Source organism: Microbacterium paraoxydans (genome assembly GCF_900105335.1).
Taxonomy (GTDB): domain Bacteria; phylum Actinomycetota; class Actinomycetes; order Actinomycetales; family Microbacteriaceae; genus Microbacterium; species Microbacterium paraoxydans.
Window position 1 is genome coordinate 2,122,515 of sequence record NZ_LT629770.1, and the last position, 17,513, is coordinate 2,140,027.

Here is a 17,513-nt window from a genome sequence, read left to right on the forward strand (position 1 = left end):
GCCGCGGCGTAGCCTGTGGCCGTGGACGGGTTCGCGGCGGTCGACTTCGGGTTCGCCCGCGAGGTCCTGCAGCGGGGCATCGCGGCGCTGTACCTCGTGGCATTCGTCTCGACGCTCAACCAGTTCCGTCCGCTCCTCGGTGAGCACGGGCTCCTGCCCGCGCCCGTGCTGCTGGACTGGGTGGCGCAGAAGCGCGAGCGCCGGAAGCTGCTGCACCCCACGCTCTTCACCCGCGTCCGCTACACCGACCGGCGCCTGGTCGCGCTGTGCGGGGCGGGGATCGTCATCGCCGCCCTGCTCATCGCCGGGGTGCCGCAGCTCGGACCGCCGTGGGTGCCGATGCTCGCCTTCCTCGCCCTGTGGTTCGGCTATATGTCGGTCGTGAGCATCGGGCAGACGTTCTACTCCTTCGGGTGGGAGATGCTGCTGCTGGAGGCGGGGTTCCTCGCGGCCTTCCTCGGCTCGAACGACCAGCCGCCGCCGACCGTGGTGATCGTGCTGTTCTGGTGGCTGCTGTTCCGGCTGGAGTTCGGTGCGGGGATGATCAAGATCCGCGGCGGACGCGAGTGGCGCGACCTCACCGCGATGACCTTCCACCACGAGACCCAGCCGATGCCCGGGCCGCTGAGCCGCCAGGCGCATCTGCTGCCGCGGTGGTTCCACAAGCTCGAGGTCGTCGGTAACCACGTCGCGCAGCTGGTCGTGCCGTTCTTCCTCTTCGCCCCGCTGCTGTCGCTGTGGCTCCCCGACCGCGCGTGGGTCCCTGAGCTTGTCGAAGGGGTCGAAGGGGTCGCGTGGGTCGGCGCCGTCGCCGGCGGCATCGTGATCGCGACGCAGCTGTGGCTCGTGCTCACCGGGAACTTCGCGTGGCTGAACTGGGCGACGATCGTGCTCGGGTTCTCCGCGATCGGCCTCCCCGGCATCGGGACTCCGGAGCGGGCGCCGGAGACCTCGCTGCCGTGGACGGTGTCGGGTATGCCGCTGTGGTGGGTCGTGGTGACCTCGGCGGTCGGGGTGCTGTTCGTCGTGCTGAGCGTGCCCGCCGTGCGCAACCTCTTCGCGCGACGGCAGCTCATGAACGCGAGTTTTCACCGCTGGCAGCTCGCCAACGCCTACGGAGCCTTCGGCACGGTCACGCGGGAGCGGATCGAGATCGTCGTGGAGGGGTCGGACGACGAGGAGGGCCGGCACTGGCGCGAGTACGAGTTCCGCGGGAAGCCGGGGGACGTGCGGCGGATCCCGCGGCAGTTCGCCCCGTATCACCTGCGGCTGGACTGGCTGATGTGGTTCCTGCCGCTCGGCCACTCGTTGGACGACTGGTTCTCCGTGTTCCTCGTGCGGCTCCTGGAGGCGGATGCCCCGACGCTGCGGATGCTGCGCGTGGACCCCTTCGACGGCGAGCGGCCGCGGTGGGTGCGCGCCGTGTCGTACCGCTACCGCTTCACGACCCGCGCCGAGCACCGTGTCGACGGCGCTGTCTGGGTGCGGACCGGTCGGCGCGTGGTGCTCGGTCCGGTCGGTCTCCGCTGACTTCGAGTCGCGCGCTGTGCGGCAAATCCGGGCCGGATGGAGCCATTCGGGCGATTCGGACGGCCGCCGAGCGCGGCGAAACGCCCCGGCCGGGGAGAGTCCCCGGTCGGAGCGTTCCGTCTCGCTTGACGTCGATCAGCTGACCTTCTTCCGGTACGAGATGATCGCGAACACGTAGGCGACCACGAGGATCCCGACGCACCAGGCGAGAGCGACCCAGATGTCGGACCCGACCGGCTCCCCCGCGAACAACGCCTGGATGGTGTCGACGATCGAGGTCACCGGCTGGTTCTCCGCGAACCACTGCACCGGTGCCGGCATGGTGTCGGTCGGCACGAACGCCGAGCTGATGAACGGCAGGAAGATCAGGGGATACGAGAAGGCGCTCGCGCCGTCGACCGTCTTCGCGTTCAGGCCCGCGATGATCGCCAACCAGGTGAGCGCCAGCGTGAACAGCATCAGGATGCCGATCACGCCGAGCCAGGCCCAGACGCTCGCGTCGGTGCGGAAGCCCATGAGGAACCCGACCCCGAAGATGATCGCGAGGGTGATGGCGTTCGCCGTGAGGGACGTGAGCACGTGGGCCCACAGCACGCTCGACCGGGCGATCGGCATGGAGTGGAACCGCTCGAAGATGCCGCTTTGCATATCGGTGAACAGCCGGAACGCCGTGTAGGCGATGCCCGACGCGATCGCGATGAGCAGGATCCCCGGCAGCAGGTAGTTCACGTAGTTCTCGGCGCCGGTGCTCTGCTGGAGCGCGCCGCCGAAGACGTACACGAACAGGAGCATCAGGGCGATCGGGGTGACCGCGGTGGTGATGATCGTGTCGGGGCTGCGGAAGATGTGCCGCATGGAGCGGCCGGTGAGCGTCGCCGTGTCGGCGGCGAAGTGCGTGGTCATGCTGCATCTCCTCTCTGGACCTGGGTCCCCGCCCGGGTCCCGGCCTGGGTCTCTGAGCCTGTCGAAGGGCCGATGAGGGTGAGGAAGATCTCCTCGAGGGTGGGCTGCTTCTCGACGTACTCGACCTTCGCGGGCGGAAGGAGCCGCTTCAGTCCGGCGAGCGTGTCGTTCGCGATGATGCGGCCCTCGTGCAGGATCGCGATGCGGTCGGCCAGCTGCTCCGCCTCATCGAGATACTGCGTGGTGAGCAGCACGGTCGTGCCGCCGCCCGCGAGCTCCTTCACGACGTCCCACACCTCGATGCGCGACTCGGGGTCGAGGCCCGTGGTCGGCTCGTCGAGGTAGATGACCTCGGGGTCGCCGACCAGGCTCATCGCGATGTCGAGCCGGCGCCGCATCCCTCCGGAGTACGTGCCGACCTTGCGGCCCCCGGCCTCGGTGAGCCGGAAGCGCGCGAGAAGCCGATCGGCCACGGCGCCGGCGTCGGGGAGATGCCGCAACTTGGCGACCAGCACCAGGTTCTCGCGTCCGGTGAGGATCTCGTCGACCGCGGCGAACTGTCCGGTGAGGCTGATGCGCTCGCGCACTCCGACCGGGTTCGCCGCGACGTCGATGCCCTGCACCGTCGCCGTGCCCGCGTCGGCCGTGAGCAGCGTGGAGAGGATGCGCACCATGGTGGTCTTTCCCGCGCCGTTCGACCCGAGGAGGGCGAAGATCGATCCCCGCTCCACCTCGAAGTCGACGCCGCGCAGCACGTGCAGATCCTTGTACGACTTCTCGATGCCGTGCACCGAGAGGGCCGGCGTCGTCATGACTCGTCCTCCTTCTTCCTCGCCTCCGCGACCGCGTTGTTCAGCCGCGCGCGCTCCTTGTCGACCCACTGCGTGCCGCCGTAGGCCTCGGCGTAGTTCTCGGCGAACTCCACGGGGTCGTCGCCGATGATGTCGTCGATCGGGGTGCCGTCGATCGCGGCGCGCTCCCACAGGTCGGCGAGGTCGAGGAAGATCTGCACGAGGGTGTCCCCGTCGGTGATCCCCCCGTAATACATCGTGTAGCGGTGCTGGGCGTTGGCGACCGTGCGGTACGGCTCCGGCAGAGCCTCGATCCGCGCCTTCGCCTGCTTGTACTGCTTCTTCTGCTCGAGCGATCCGGTGAGCGCTTCGATCCATTTGGCGGCCATGTCAGTTCCCCTTGTCCGTGGTGTTCGTGTTGAGTCGTTCGATGTGCGTGCGGAGGAAGTCCCAGGTCGTCCAGAACTCCTCCAGCTCCTGTCGGCCCTGCGCATTGAGGGTGTACACCTTGCGGGGCGGGCCCTTCTCGCTCGGCACCTTCTCGACGTCCACGAGCTTCTTCTGCTCGATCCTGACCAGCAGGGCGTAGACGGTGCCTTCCGCGGTGTCGGTGAATCCGTGCTCCCGCAGGCGCGCGGTGATCTCGTACCCGTAGGCCGGCTGCTCGGCGAGGAGGGCCAGCACGATGCCCTCCAGGGTTCCCTTGAGCATCTCGGTCATCTGCTTGCCCATCGTCCCCTCCTCTCGTTCCTGTTTCTTCCGTTCGGTACTCAGTATTGCTGGGTACCGGTACAAAGTAACACTGAGTACCGGTACTTAGCAACACCGAATACTGAATCTTTTCGCCGGGACCCCGGGTACGCGGCGAGACCCCGGGCTGCAGACGCGAAAACCCCGGGGTGTCGACGACAACCCGGGGTCTCAGCGAAAGAGGGGAGGGAGCGGAAGCGTCAGCCGCGGAGATAGGCGAGGACGGCGAGGACGCGGCGGTGGCCGCTGTCGCTGGCGGCCAGCCCGAGCTTGGCGAAGATGTTGCCGATGTGCTTGCTCACCGCGGTCTCCGTCACGAACAAGCGTGCGGCGATGGTGGTGTTGTCCAGGCCCTCGGCCATGAGCCTGAGCACCTCACGCTCCCGCGGAGTGAGGGTCTGCACGGGGTCGTCGGCGCGACGTCGGCTCATGAGCTGCGAGATGACCTCGGGGTCCATGACCGTGCCGCCGGCTGCCACGCGGCGAAGCGCGTCGACGAACGCCGCGACCTTGCCCACGCGCTCCTTCAACAGGTAGCCGAGGCCGTCCGCCCCCGCCGCGAGGAGCTCCCCCGCGTAACGGTCCTCCACATACGCCGAGAGCACGAGCACCGGGAAGCCGGGGCGGCGGGCTCTCGCCTCGGCCGCGGCCTTGAGCCCCTCGCTGGTGAAGGTCGGCGGCATCCGCACATCGACCACCGCCGCATCGGCCTCGTCGAGGAGGGCGAGGAACCCGTCCGCGTCCGGCACGGCGCCGATCACGTCGAAGCCCTCGCTGCGCAACAGGAGCGCGAGGCCCTCCCGCAGCAGGGTGTCGTCCTCCGCGATCACGATCCGCATGGCAGCTCCGTCCGCAGGATGGTGGGTCCCCCGGCGGGACTCGACAGTTCCATCGTGCCCTCGAACGCCTCGACCCGGCGCCGGATCCCGGCGAGACCTCCGCCCGGACGCTCGATCGCGCCGCCGACCCCGTCGTCCTCCACCGCGATGAAGAGCAGCTCGCCCTCCCGCTCCACTCGCACGGCAGCTCGCGTGGCGGCGCTGTACTTGTTCACGTTGGTCAGCGCCTCCGCGACCACGAAGTACGACGCCGACTCGACCGCCGCCGGCACCCGGCCGATGTCCGCGGCGTCGAGCGTGCACGGGACGACGCTGCGCCCGGCGAGCGAGGCCAGCGCCCCCTCGAGACCCAGTTCGTCGAGGATCGGCGGATAGATGTCGTGCACCGTGCGCCGGAGGCCGGCGAGGGCATCGGCCGCGGCATCCTGCGCACGGTGCAACGGCTCGATCACATCGCCGCCGGTCTCCTGGGCGCGCTCCGCGATCCCCAGCATCATCACGACGTTCACCAGGCGGTTCTGGGCGCCGTCGTGCAGATCGCGCTCGATGCGCCGGAGCTCGGCGGCGTGGGCATCGAGCGCGGCCGCGCGGCTGAGCGTCAGCGCGTCGACGCGGGCGGCGAGGCGCGACTTCTGCGGCGTCGCGAGGAGCCTCGCCGAGACGAAGGCCACAAGTCGGGCGACCACCGGCACGAGGAACAGCGCGGCCACCGCGTAGGCGAGGGCGACGAGCGGCATGGTCCACGCGAGCTCCCACGACGTGACCGGGTACGGCGAGCCGACCGGGTCGTCGGCGGGCGCGAACTGCCAGTACCAGGTGACCGCGAGTGTATTGACGGCGGACAACGGCAGCGCGAGCGTCAGCAGCGACAGCCACATCACCGGGAAGGCGTGCACGGTGAGCCACAGGGCGTCGCGGGCGGTGGTGCGGGAGAAGGCGAAGCGGAGCCGTTCGTCGATCGTCGCGCCGCGCGGCAGCGTGCGCCCGAGTGGCGGCAGATCCTCCCCGCGTCGTCGTCCGATCCGTCGCCGCGCGCGGTCGCTCCAGGCGTGCAGCACCTGCACGACCTGCGGAAGCAACAGCACCCCGCCGGTGATGAGCATGAGCGGCAGCAGCACGAGGATGACGCAGAACAGCGCGAGGGACACGACGGAGGCGCCGAGTTCGACGGCGAGGAACCGCGCATCGGGCAGCCATCCGCGCAGCCAGCGGCGCATCCATCCGTCCTTCACCCTGCAAGTCTGCCCGAGCGTCCCGCCGCCCGCGGTAGAGCCAGCTCCACCATCGATGCGGGGCCGTGCGGGATGGGGGCGGTCGCCCGGCGTTCCTACCGTCGAAGCATGACCTTCCTCTCCTCTCCGCCGCTCGTCGAAGCGGCACCGGCCGAGGCCCTGCGCCTCAGCGGCCTCGTCAAGACCTACGGTTCCGGCAGCGCCCGGGTGACCGCCCTCCGCGGCATCGACCTCGTCATCGCGCGGGGTTCGTTCACCGCGATCATGGGGCCGTCCGGCTCGGGCAAGAGCACCCTGCTGCACAGTGCCGCAGGGCTCGACCGTCCGACCAGCGGCACGGTGCACCTCGGTGGCACCGAGATCTCCGCGCTCGCGCCCCGGCAGCTCACGGCCTTCCGCCGCGACCACGTGGGGTTCGTCTTCCAGGCCTACAACCTGCTTCCGGCGCTCAGCGTGGAGGAGAACATCACCCTCCCGCTGCGCCTCGGCCGGCAGGGCCTGGATCATCGCTGGCTGGAGACCCTGCTCGACGCGGTGGGCCTCACCGACCGTCGCCACCGCCGCCCCGCCGAGCTCTCCGGCGGACAGCAGCAGCGCGTCGCGATCGCCAGGGCGCTCATCACGCGTCCGCACGTCGTGTTCGGCGACGAGCCCACCGGCGCCCTGGACTCGCGCACCGGGAAGCAGGTCCTCGATCTCCTCGCCCACACCGCGAAGGAGCTGCACCAGACCGTTGTGGTCGTCACCCACGACCCGGTGGTGGCCTCCCACGCCGACCGGGTGATCTTCCTCGCCGACGGGGCGTTCGCCGGACATCTCGACGGCGGCAGCCCGCAGCAGATCACGGATCGCATGAGCACGCTGGGGGAGTGGTGATGTCCGCCTCGACCCTCGGGCTCGGGCGCATCGTCCGCGCCGACCTCCGTCACCATCGGCGCAGTCTGGCCGGGGTGTTCGTCGCCATCTTCGTCGCGAGCGCGCTCGTCACGGGGCTCGGCGTGCTCGTCGAGTCGGGCATCCGCGGTGGCCTCGCCCCGCAGCGCTACACCGCCGCCGAGGTGGTCGTCGGGGCCGCGCAGCAGGTCGACGTGCCGGAGGACCTGCCGGTGCCGCTGCGTGAGCGTGCCCCCGTTCCCGACGACGCCGCGCGGGAGATCGCCGCGCTGCCCGGAGTCGAGGCCGTGGTCGCCGACGTGACCGTGCCCCTGGCGCTCCGGAACGGGACGACGGATGCCGTGGTCGAGGCGCACCCCTGGTCCGCGACGGCGCTCACCGGCTTCACGCTCGCGGAGGGCCGAGAACCCGCTGCCGGTGACGAGGCCGTGGTGCTCGCCGGTGCCGGCCATGCCGTGGGCGACACCCTTCCGCTCGCCCACGGCGGCATCGCGGCGATGTACACGGTCGTCGGTCTGGTGTCCGCGGAGAGCGTGCCGGAGCGCGCGGTACCGGTGTTCCTGACGGACGAGCGCATCCGCGACCTCGACCCGCACGGCGGCGCCCCGCAGGCGCTGGGCGTGTTCGTCGACGGGGACCCCGAACCGGTGGCGACCGCGATCCGCGAGGCGTTCCCGCAGCTGGTCGCCCGGACCGGAGACGCCCGCGGCGACGTGGAGTTCCTCGACTCGGCGGCGGCACGCACCCTGCTCGTCGCGATCGGCAGCGCCTTCGTGGGCACCTGCATCCTCGTCGCCCTCTTCATCGTCGCGGGGACGCTGTCGCTGTCGGTGCAGGCGCGTCGGCGCGAGTACGCGCTGCTCCGTGCCGTCGGGGCCACCTCGTCGCAGGTGCATTCCCTCATCGCCAGGGAGGTGCTCACGATCGCGGTCGTTGCCGCGCTGCTCGGGATCGCTCCGGGGTACCTGCTGTCCTCCGCGCTGCAGTCGGCGTTCGTCGCGGGCGGCGTGATCCCCGGCGACTTCGCCCTCGCGCTGAGCCCGTTCCCGGCACTGGCCGCCCTGGTGCTGGTGCTCGGTTCGGCCTGGGGTGCGGCGCGCATCGCCGCGCGGCGTCCTGCCCGCCTCGATCCCATCGAGGCGCTGCGCGAGTCGTCGACGGGTCCGGGTCCGATCGGCCTGCCCCGCGTCATCACCGGGATCGTCTTCGCCGCCGCCGGCGTCTCGGTCTCCACCGTCCCTCTGACCGTCCGCGGAGACGCCGCCGTCGGTGCGTCGGCCGGTGCGGCGATCCTGCTCATCGTCGCTCTCGCGCTGCTGGGGCCGTGGCTCGTCGCCCTGTGCGTGCGCCTCGTCGGCCCCGTGCTGCGCCGCTCCTCGGCGGCTGGATTCCTCGCCGCCGCCCACACCACCGCGGGCAGCCGGCGCATGGCGGCCGCCGTCCTCCCGATCGCCCTCGGTATCGGGTTGGGTCTCGTGCAGATCGGCGGGCCGGCGATCGTCGCGGACGAGGCGGCGACCCAGGCGAGGGCCGGGGTCATCGCCGACCTGCGGGTGGCGGCCCCGGCCGGGCTCTCCCCCGACGTCGTCGGCGGGCTGCGCGGCAAGCCGGGGGTGACTGCCGCGACCGGCGTGGTCGTCAGCACCGCGGTGATCGACTCGCTCGACATCGAAGGCAAGGTCGAACGCACGGAGTACGTGCTGCAGGGTGTCGACCCGGCGACGGTGGACGGCCTGCTCGACCTGCGGGTGCGGGAAGGGTCTCTCGCCGCCCTCGACGGCGGTGCGACCGTCGCCGTCAGCGCCGATATGGCCCACACGCTCGGCCTCGACATCGGCGACCCGGTGACGGGCGCGCTCGGCGACGGCTCACCCCTGGAGGCGACCGTGGTCGGCATCTACCAACGAGGTCTCGGCTTCGGGGATCTCACCATGGCCGCCGACCACATCCGCGCGCACACCTCCGCAGGACTCGACTCGTTCGCGCTCGTGTCGGTGGACGGTTCGGGCGCGGCCGACGCCCTCGCCGCCGACGGTCTGCAGGTGGCCCCGGGGTCGGGGCAGAAGGCGAGCGCGACCGGTGCCGTCTCGCAGCAGGGGTGGGTGAGCCTCATCGGCCTGCTGGTCATCCTCGGGTATATCGCGATCGCCGTCGTGAACACCCTCGTGATGGCGACGGGGGAGCGGTCCCGGGAGTTCGCCCTGCTGCAGCTCATCGGCGCCTCCCGGGGCCAGGTGCGCGCCACGATGCGCACCGAGGCGATCATGATCGCCGTCCTCTCGATGGTCTTCGGCGTGCTGGTGGCGATCCCGCCGCTGATGGGCATGAGCTACGGCATCTCCGGGCAGCCGCTCCCGGCGATGCCCGTGCTCGGCTCCCTCGCGATCATCGGCGGGATGGGGGCCCTGGCCCTCGTCGCGTTGCGGGTCGCGACAGGGGCCGCGCTGCGCCGTCGTCCGATCGAGGAGATCGGCTCTCGCGAGTAGCTCCGCGACCACCGGAGGGCGCATCGGGATCCCGGTGCGCCCTCCGGCGTGCGCCCGGGGTGAAAACGAGGGGTGAATTCCCCCGCTTCGGCCGGAGGGCTCCGCGGCGGACCGGCAGGCTGGCGGAGGCCCGGACCGAGTCCACCCTGCCCGAAAGGGTGCTCGGCGGTCGCCTGAGGGGGCGGGGGCTTCCGTGTGCGCGGATGCGTGCCGGAACGCGATGAATGGGGAGAGCAGTCATGGGATTCCGTGTTGCCCGCAAGGACCGCACGTCCGATGGCCTTCCGCCGGAGCGGCACAGCCGCTGGCGGGGCCGGACGAAGAGGCTGATCGGCGGTGCCGTGAGCACGGCGCTCGTCGCGTCGTCGATGATCGTCGTCGGCGGGACGCTGACCGCCGCACCGGCCGCCGCGGCGGAGCCGTTCCTGTGCACGCCCGGAGCGGTGTACGTGCAGAGCGCCACCGAGGTGCGCGAGTTCGCCGTGAACGAGCAGGGCGGTGCCCCCGGCGACGGCGGCACGCTCGGCTCCATCAACCTCGGCGCGAACCACTCCAACAACGCCCTCGGGCTCTCCTCGACCGGGCGGTACGCCTACACGGTCACCAATGCCGCGGGAACCAAGACGCTGGCCAAGCACGACCGCGTCACCGACACGACGGCGCAGACGACGTTCACGCTGAACTCCTCGGTGCTGCGCGGTGCCGTGCACCCCGTGACCGGCGTCTACTACTTCGCCAGCGGCACGGTGAACGGCGCCATCAACCTCTACGCGTGGAACGAGAAGGTCACGCCGCAGGACTACGTGCAGGTCGGAACCCTCCGTCCGACCACGGGCAGCAGCGCGTTCGGCGCCAACGGCGACATGGCCTTCAGCGCCTCCGGTCAGCTCGTGCTCGTCGCCGACAACTTCATCTACTCCTCCGACCTCCCGGCCACGCTCGAACCCAGCACCGCGACGATCGACGCCAAGCAGGTGCACGACATGGGCGCCGGCGTGCAGGGCAACGGCATCGCGTTCGGCAACCTCGGCCACATCTTCGTCTCGGTCTCCGGCGGCGGCAACCGCATCATTGAGGTCGACCTGCCGCGCGGGCAGACGGTCAACACGACCCAGCTCGGCACCTTCTCGCCGACCGACATGGCGAGCTGCACGTTCCCGAACACGCTGACGCTGAAGAAGGACCTCCCCGAGGGCCGTCACGCGGCGACCGATCAGTTCGGCCTCCGGGTGCAGTCGCCGGCCGGCTACCAGGTCGCGCAGACCGACGCCGTCACCCGCGGCGACCGCTCCGGTCTGCAGCCGGACTACGCCGGCCCCGTCTTCACGAACCAGGGGGACACCTTCCGGCTGTCCGAATCGGCGGCGGGCTCGACCGACCTCACGAAGTACGACGCCTCCCTCGTCTGCCGGCAGGTGAACGCCGACGGCTCGACCACCCCGGTGGCCGTCACCGCGGACGGGCAGGTCACCCAGCCGGCCGGGCCGCTCGGCACCGACGTCACGTGCACGTACACGAACGTCCGCCTCGCGCCGGACCTCGCTCTCCGCAAGACCTCCGACCCCGCCGACGGCACTGCGGTGCAGGCTGGCCAGCGACTGACCTACACGGTGCAGGCCGAGAACACCGGCAACACCCGCCTCGACCCGGTCACCGTGACCGACGACCTGTCGGGTGTGCTCGCCAACGCCGAGTACCAGGGCGACGTGGCGACGGCGATCGACGGTGACCCGGTGTCGTCCGGCGCCGCCACCGTCACGGACGACGACCTGGCCTGGACCGGTGCTCTCGAGCCCGGGCAGGTGCTCACGATCACGTACTCCGTCGTTGTCGACGAGGGCGTGGAGGGCGAGCGCATCGCCAACCGCGTCACCGCATCCGGCACCCCGCCCGGGGGGCTGCCCCCGACCACGCCTCCGGCCGTCACCACCGAGCACCCGGTCGCCGGCTTCGAGGTCGCGAAGACCTCCGACCCCGCCGCGGGCACCGTGGTGGAGCCGGGCCAGACCATTGAGTACACCGTCACCGGCACGAACACCGGCGCGACCGTCCTCGACCCGGTGACCGTCACCGACGACCTCTCCGGCGTGCTCGCGAACGCCGCCTTCAACGACGACATCACGACCACGGTCGGCGGCACGACCCTGACCACGGGCGGTGCAACCCTGACCGGGAACACCCTCGCCTGGACCGGAACGCTCCAGCCCGGACAGACCGTGACGATCACGTACTCGGTGACCGTGGGCGACGACACCTCCGGCGAGATCCTGCGCAACAGCGTGACCGGATCGGGTACGCCGACCACCCCGAATCCCGGCGACCCGACCGGGCCGCAGGTTCCCGGTGAGCCGATCGTCCCGCCGACGGTCACCACCGAGCACCCCGTGATCGGCTCCGGCTTCACCATCTCGAAGTCGGCCGACCCCGCCTCCGGCACGGCCGTGTCCGCGGGCGACACGATCACCTACACGATCACCGGCACCAACACGGGCGACACCGACCTCGATCCCGCGGAGATCGTCGACGACCTGTCGGGCGTGCTCGGCTCCGCCGGCTACAACGACGACGTCACGGCCGACCGCGGCTCCGTGCGGGTCGCCGACGCCACCCTCACCTGGACCGGGGCCATCCCGCGCGGGGAATCGGTCACGATCCGCTACACGGTGACGGTGGATGCGGGTGTCGAGAAGGCCCTGCTGCACAACGTCGTCACCGGATCGGCCACGCCGCAGATCCCGACCGACCCCGCCGACCCCTCCGGAGCGAAGACCCCGGGGACCCCGATCGTCCCGCCCGCGGCGGAGACGGAGCACCCCGTCGTCGACACCGGCTTCGAGGTCTCGAAGTCGGCCGACCCGGCCTCCGGCACCGCCGTCCGCGCGGGCGACACCCTCACGTACACGGTCTCGGGCGTCAACACCGGCAACACGGTCCTCGACCCCGCGACCATCGTCGACGACCTCTCGGCCGTCCTCGCGAACGCGGAGTACGGCGGCGACGCGAAGGCCTCGTCCGGATCCGTCGCGCTCTCCGGCACCACGCTCACCTGGACCGGAACGCTCGCTCCCGGCGACCGCGTCGACATCACCTACACGGTGACGGTGGACGAGGATGCGACCGGCGTGCTGCTCCGCAACACGGTGTCCGGTGAGGGCACCCCGCTGATCCCGACCGACCCGACCGACCCGGAGAGCCCGACCACGCCGGGCACCCCGGTCGAGGCCCCGCCGGCGACGACGGAGCACCCCGTCGCGACGCCCGGGTTCACCGTCACCAAGACGGCCAACCCGGCGACGGGCACGCGCGTCGACCCCGGCAGCGTGATCACGTACACCGTGACCGGCCGCAACACGGGCGACACCGTCCTCGACCCGATCGAGATCGGCGACGACCTGCGCGCGGCGCTGGCCCACGCGTCGTACAACGACGACGTGTCCGCCACCCGCGGCGACGTCCGCGTGGCCGACGGCGCCCTCTCGTGGAACGGCGTGCTGCGTCCCGGCCAGGACGTCGTGATCACCTACTCGGTGACCGTCGACGCCACCGCCGGCGGCGAGACCATCGCGAACACGGCGACCGGAGAGGCGACCCCGCTGATCCCCGCCGACCCGAGCGACCCCGAGAGTCCCACGACTCCCGGCACGCCGATCACGCCGCCGCCGTCGAGCACGGAGCACCCGGTGAACGAGCCCGGCTTCACGTTCGCCAAGACCGTCGACCCCGCCGCCGGGACCGCTGTCGACCCGGGTGACGTGCTCACCTACACGCTGACCGCGGCCAACACGGGCCAGACGGCGCTCGACCCGGTGACGATCACCGACGACCTGTCCGGTGTGCTGCCGTACGCGACGTTCAACGCGGATGCCGTGGCGAGCATCGCGGGTGCCGCTGCGGCTCCCGCGACCCTGGACGGCACCGAGCTGTCGTGGACGGGGGCGCTCGCGGTCGGCCAGACCGTGACCGTCACCTACTCCGTGACCGTGAGCGCCGAGGGCGTCGGCACTGTGATCGAGAACGCGGCGTCCGCGACGGCGACCCCGCCGGGAGGATCGACGATCACGCCGCCGCCCGGTGTCACGACCAACCCGGTCAACGAGCCCGGATTCTCCGTCTCGAAGAGCGTCGACCCGGCTGCGGGCACGGCGGTCGACCCGGGCAGCGTCCTCACCTACACGGTGACCGGTGTGAACACGGGCGAGACGGCTCTCGACCCCGTCACCATCGCCGACGACCTCTCCGGTGTCCTGGCGCACGCGGAGTACAACGACGACGCGACCGCGACGATCGGCGGCACGGCGACGACCGCGCCGACGGTGGCCGAGGACCGGCTGTCCTGGACGGGTGCGCTGCAGGTCGGCGAGAGCGTCACGATCACGTACTCGGTGACCGTGCGCGCCGAGGCCGGCGGCGCCGTCCTCGAGAACTCGGCCTCCGGCTCGGCGACCCCGCCGGGTGGGGTGTCGCCGATCGAGACGCCGCCGGCGACGACCGAGAATCCCGTGAACAAGCCCGGCTTCGAGCTGCGCAAGTCCGCCGATCCCGCGTCCGGCACCCGGGTCGACCCGGGCAGCGTCGTCACCTACACGGTGACCGGCGTGAACACGGGGGAGACGGCGCTGGCTCCGGTCCGCATCGTCGACGACCTGTCGGCCGTGCTCGCCCACGCCGCCTACAACGGCGACGCGACGGCGACCCTGAGCGACGGCACCACGTCTGCTCCCGTCGTCGCGGGCGACGAGCTCACCTGGGCCGGTGACCTCGCGGTCGGCCAGCGCGTCACGATCACCTACTCGGTGACCGTGCACGGCGACGCCGGCGGTGCGATCATCGCGAACACCGTCGAGGGCACGGCCACGCCTCCCGGCGGCGCCGAGCTGACCCCGCCGCCGGTGACGACGGAGAACCCCGTCGGCACCCCGGGCTTCACGTTCGTCAAGTCGTCCGACCCCGCATCCGGCTCCGCCGTCGCGACGGGCAGCGTCGTGACGTACACGCTCACCGGCACCAACACCGGCGAGACGGGTCTGGACGAGGTCGTCGTCACGGACGACCTGACCGGAGTGCTGCGGCATGCCGACCTCCGCGGCACGGCGACCGCCACGGTGGGTGACCGTGTGGTGGCCGCGCCGACGATCGACGGCACGACGCTGCGCTGGACCGGCAGCCTCGCCGAGGGAGTGCGCGTCGTGATCACCTACGCGGTGACCGTGCACGCCGACGCGGCGGGGGCGACGCTACGGAACGTGGCCACCGCCTCGGCCACGCCTCCCGGCGGGGAGACGATCACCCCGCCGACGAGCACGACCGAGAACCGGGTGCTGACGCCGCTCGCCCTCACCGGCGGACAGCTGGCGCCGTGGATCCTCGGCCTCGCGATCGCCCTGCTGATCGGCGGCGCGGTGCTGCTGGTGGTGCGACGTCGCCGCATGCAGAGCTGACGGTTCCGAAGAAGGAGGCCCCGCCCGTCGTGTCCGACGGGCGGGGCCTTCGTCATCCCGGGAGGAGTCCGTGCCGGGCGGCCTGCTCGAGCGCCTCCGTGCGGTTGGCCGCGTCGAGCTTGCGGTAGATGCTGCGGAGCTGCGTCTTCAGGGTGTTCGGCGAGACCCGCAGCTCCGCGGCGATCTCGGGCAGCGGTGCCCCGGTCGTGAGCGCGTGCAGCACCACCTGCTCCCGCGAGGAGAGCTTCGGGCGCGCCGCGAACGACGGCAACGCCGAGCGGGTGGGCGGCGGCGGGTCGCCGACCGGAGCCAGGTCGGCCCGGACGGCGGCGAAGTCCTCGGCGCCGAGCAGGGCCAGCGGAGTGCGCAGGTCCCGATCGGCGAGCTGGGCGTGCAGCGCCTCTGTCACAGCCTGCGCAGCGGCGGGGCTGACGCGGTGGAGCGCCGCACTGTGCACCGCGGCGGCCTCGGCGCGCTCGCGGGAGGTCGTCGGTTCGAGGCGCGTCGTGGCGAGCAGTCGCACCGCGTCCGGAGCGCGACCGTCGATCAGGGCGATCCTGGCCCGTTCCAGGAGGGTGCCGAACCGGTCCGTCCCGGCGTCGCGTTGCTTGACGCTGCGCGCGGCGCGGACGTCGCCGAGGGCGAGGTGCAGCAGGATCCGGGGGCGACTCAATGCCTGGCGTGCCGACGCCGCTCCGGCCTCCCGCCCGCGCATCCTCCCGAACGACTCCAGACGCTCCAGTCCGGCGGCGGCGTCGCCGTCGTGCAGTGCGATCCAGGCTTCCACGGTCGCCATCGTCGTCCAGTGCTCGCTCGTCGCCCGGTGCGGCTCGAAGGCCCGCACGTGCTGCTTGGCCGTGGCGAGGTCGCCCTCTTCCACGGCGAGCATCGCTTCCGCGACGCGGTAGAACGTGCCGCGGTACCCGTCCAGCAGGGCGGGGTCCCACGAGCCGTCCCGGATGATCTCGACGTAGTGCCGCGCCTCCGGGAGGTCGCCGTTGAGGGCGTGGATCCCGCTGAGCAGGCTCACGGCGTGGAAGGCGTTGCCTGTGCCCTGGGATGCGGCGAGGGCGGCGGCCTCGTCGAAGAGGCGGAGGGCTTGATCGCGGCGACCGCCGTAGTACAGCGAGATCCCGAGGTGCGTGCACAGCAGCGGCATCTCGATCGCGTACTGCTGCCACTGCGACTCCGAGGTCTCCGTGTACAGCGCGAGCGCGCGGGCCGCGACCTGCCCGGCCCGCTCGGGCATCCCGACCACCCGCAGCGCCGCGCTCTCCGCGGTCCAGATGAACAGGCGCTCCGTCGGCGAGAGGGCGCTCCGCCGGGCGTTCGCGGCGGAGATCGCCATCCGCAGCAGCTGCAGGCCGCGCACCCGGCGGAGTCGGTTGGCGTTGAGGCAGATGCCCAGCAGCATCGCCACCAGCGGCTCCTGCTTGAGCCGCGCGAGGGGCAGGTCGCCCAGCAGCGCCACGACCCGGCGGCCGTCGTGATCCAGAAGGTGGCTCCAGCCCGACATGATGACGTGGGCGGCGAGGTGGAGGTCGTCCTCCTCCATCGCCAGGCGGAGCCCCTCGAAGGGGGCGTCGCGCCGCAGCGCACCCTCGATCGCGAGGCGCCGGAGCAGGCGGACCTCGGCCGGGAAGCGCTCCAGGAGGTCGCGGCGCAGAAGTGCGCGAGCCGGCGCGGCGATCGTGAAGGTCCGGCGCCCGGATTCCGTCGACCACCGCCCGAAGCCGAACGCCTCGGCCTCGTCGAGGGCGGCGCCGATGTCGGGATCACTGCTGAGGGCCTGGGCCAACGGGAGATCGACGGTGTCCGTGATGCTGATCCGGATCAGGCCTTCGAGGACGCCGGCGCCGAACGTGCCCTCCTCCATGCGGCTGCGGAGGTAGTCGTCGACCGCCGCGGTCGCGACCTCCACGATCGTCGCGCCGTCGGGGACTCGGCCGCGGAGGGCGACGGCGCGGATGACCGCCGCGAACCCCTCGGTCGCCTCCCGCACGGCGACGGCGGTGTCCCCGTCGACGTCGAGCGCGCGACGGATCTCGTCCGTGTCGAACGCGAGGTCCTCCGGAGAGATCAGCGCGGTGTCGATCACCAGGCCGATGCCTTCGCTGTCGAACGGGCTGGGGCGGTTCGTGGCGACGATCAGGCGGACGTGCGGCGGGACGGCGACCGTGCGGCACAGGTCGAAGACCGCATCCCGGTCGAGCGCGGCGGCGTCGTCGAGCACGAGGACGAGAGGCTCCTGGTGATCGCACAGGTACTGGGCGACGGCCGGCCACCCCTCCCCGGTGTCCGCGGCACGATGGCCGCCGCCGACGGCCTCCCCCGCGCCGCGCAGCACCCGCAGCAGGGCGGCGGCGAGGGCCGCGCTCGTCGCCAGCGCGGGCGTGGCCGTGAGCCAGACGACGCGGTCGGGGGAGGTGAAGGCCCAGCCCACCAAGGCGGTGGTCTTCCCGGAGCCCGCGGCTCCGCGCAGCAGTGTGAGCGGAGCTCCGTCGTCCAGCGCGGCGTTCACCCGCGGACGTCCGATGACGTGCGCGGAAACCCGCGGCAACCTCTTGTCCCCTTGCGCGCCGAAAGCCGGCATCGTCCCTCCCCAGGTACGCATCCCCACCCCTACGATATCCAACCCGCCCACGGTTCT

At 71.8% G+C, this 17,513-nt stretch carries 11 protein-coding genes; 4 read left to right on the forward strand and 7 right to left on the reverse strand.

All coding sequences use genetic code 11. The annotated features are described in order from the left end of the window. Positions 1 to 21 precede the first annotated feature (21 nt). Complete coding sequence (locus BLU02_RS10580; protein ID WP_060923287.1) at positions 22 to 1,530, forward strand: lipase maturation factor family protein; 1,509 nt, start codon at positions 22 to 24, stop codon at positions 1,528 to 1,530. A 135-nt stretch (positions 1,531 to 1,665) separates the two neighbouring features. Here the strand turns inward: BLU02_RS10580 and BLU02_RS10585 are convergent, their stop codons facing one another. The 6 genes from BLU02_RS10585 to BLU02_RS10610 all read right to left on the reverse strand — a co-directional run bounded on the left by BLU02_RS10585 (position 1,666) and on the right by BLU02_RS10610 (position 6,045). Continuing rightward, on the reverse strand, positions 1,666 to 2,433 hold the full coding sequence (locus BLU02_RS10585; protein ID WP_060923283.1) for an ABC transporter permease: 768 nt from the start codon (positions 2,431 to 2,433) through the stop codon (positions 1,666 to 1,668). Beyond that, positions 2,430 to 3,245, reverse strand: coding sequence for an ABC transporter ATP-binding protein (locus BLU02_RS10590; protein WP_060923282.1), 816 nt, complete (start codon positions 3,243 to 3,245; stop codon positions 2,430 to 2,432). Before BLU02_RS10590 ends, BLU02_RS10585 begins: the two co-directional genes overlap by 4 nt. Further along, entirely contained in the window at positions 3,242 to 3,613 is a 372-nt protein-coding gene (locus BLU02_RS10595) for a DUF1048 domain-containing protein (RefSeq protein WP_060923281.1), read from the reverse strand. Before BLU02_RS10595 ends, BLU02_RS10590 begins: the two co-directional genes overlap by 4 nt. A 1-nt stretch (position 3,614) precedes the next feature. Beyond that, positions 3,615 to 3,956: a PadR family transcriptional regulator gene (locus tag BLU02_RS10600; protein WP_060923280.1), complete on the reverse strand. Its 342-nt coding sequence runs from the start codon at positions 3,954 to 3,956 to the stop codon at positions 3,615 to 3,617. Between the two features lie 218 nt (positions 3,957 to 4,174). Beyond that, positions 4,175 to 4,813, reverse strand: coding sequence for a response regulator transcription factor (locus BLU02_RS10605; RefSeq protein ID WP_060923279.1), 639 nt, complete (start codon positions 4,811 to 4,813; stop codon positions 4,175 to 4,177). After that, complete coding sequence (locus tag BLU02_RS10610; RefSeq protein ID WP_231919553.1) at positions 4,801 to 6,045, reverse strand: sensor histidine kinase; 1,245 nt, start codon at positions 6,043 to 6,045, stop codon at positions 4,801 to 4,803. Before BLU02_RS10610 ends, BLU02_RS10605 begins: the two co-directional genes overlap by 13 nt. A 108-nt stretch (positions 6,046 to 6,153) precedes the next feature. Here BLU02_RS10610 and BLU02_RS10615 point away from each other — a divergent pair, with 108 nt between their 5' ends. The 3 genes from BLU02_RS10615 to BLU02_RS10625 all read left to right on the forward strand — a co-directional run bounded on the left by BLU02_RS10615 (position 6,154) and on the right by BLU02_RS10625 (position 14,863). Beyond that, positions 6,154 to 6,921 (forward strand): ABC transporter ATP-binding protein, encoded by a 768-nt coding sequence (locus BLU02_RS10615; RefSeq protein WP_060923620.1) that lies wholly within the window; start codon positions 6,154 to 6,156, stop codon positions 6,919 to 6,921. Continuing rightward, positions 6,921 to 9,425: an ABC transporter permease gene (locus BLU02_RS10620; RefSeq protein ID WP_083371081.1), complete on the forward strand. Its 2,505-nt coding sequence runs from the start codon at positions 6,921 to 6,923 to the stop codon at positions 9,423 to 9,425. Before BLU02_RS10615 ends, BLU02_RS10620 begins: the two co-directional genes overlap by 1 nt. A gap of 239 nt (positions 9,426 to 9,664) precedes the next feature. Next, a complete protein-coding gene (locus BLU02_RS10625; protein WP_060923394.1) occupies positions 9,665 to 14,863 on the forward strand; it encodes an isopeptide-forming domain-containing fimbrial protein in 5,199 nt (1,732 codons plus the stop codon). Between the two features lie 52 nt (positions 14,864 to 14,915). Here BLU02_RS10625 and BLU02_RS10630 read toward each other — a convergent pair whose 3' ends face one another. Beyond that, entirely contained in the window at positions 14,916 to 17,477 is a 2,562-nt protein-coding gene (locus tag BLU02_RS10630; RefSeq protein WP_231919554.1) for a LuxR C-terminal-related transcriptional regulator, read from the reverse strand. Positions 17,478 to 17,513: the final 36 nt, after the last annotated feature.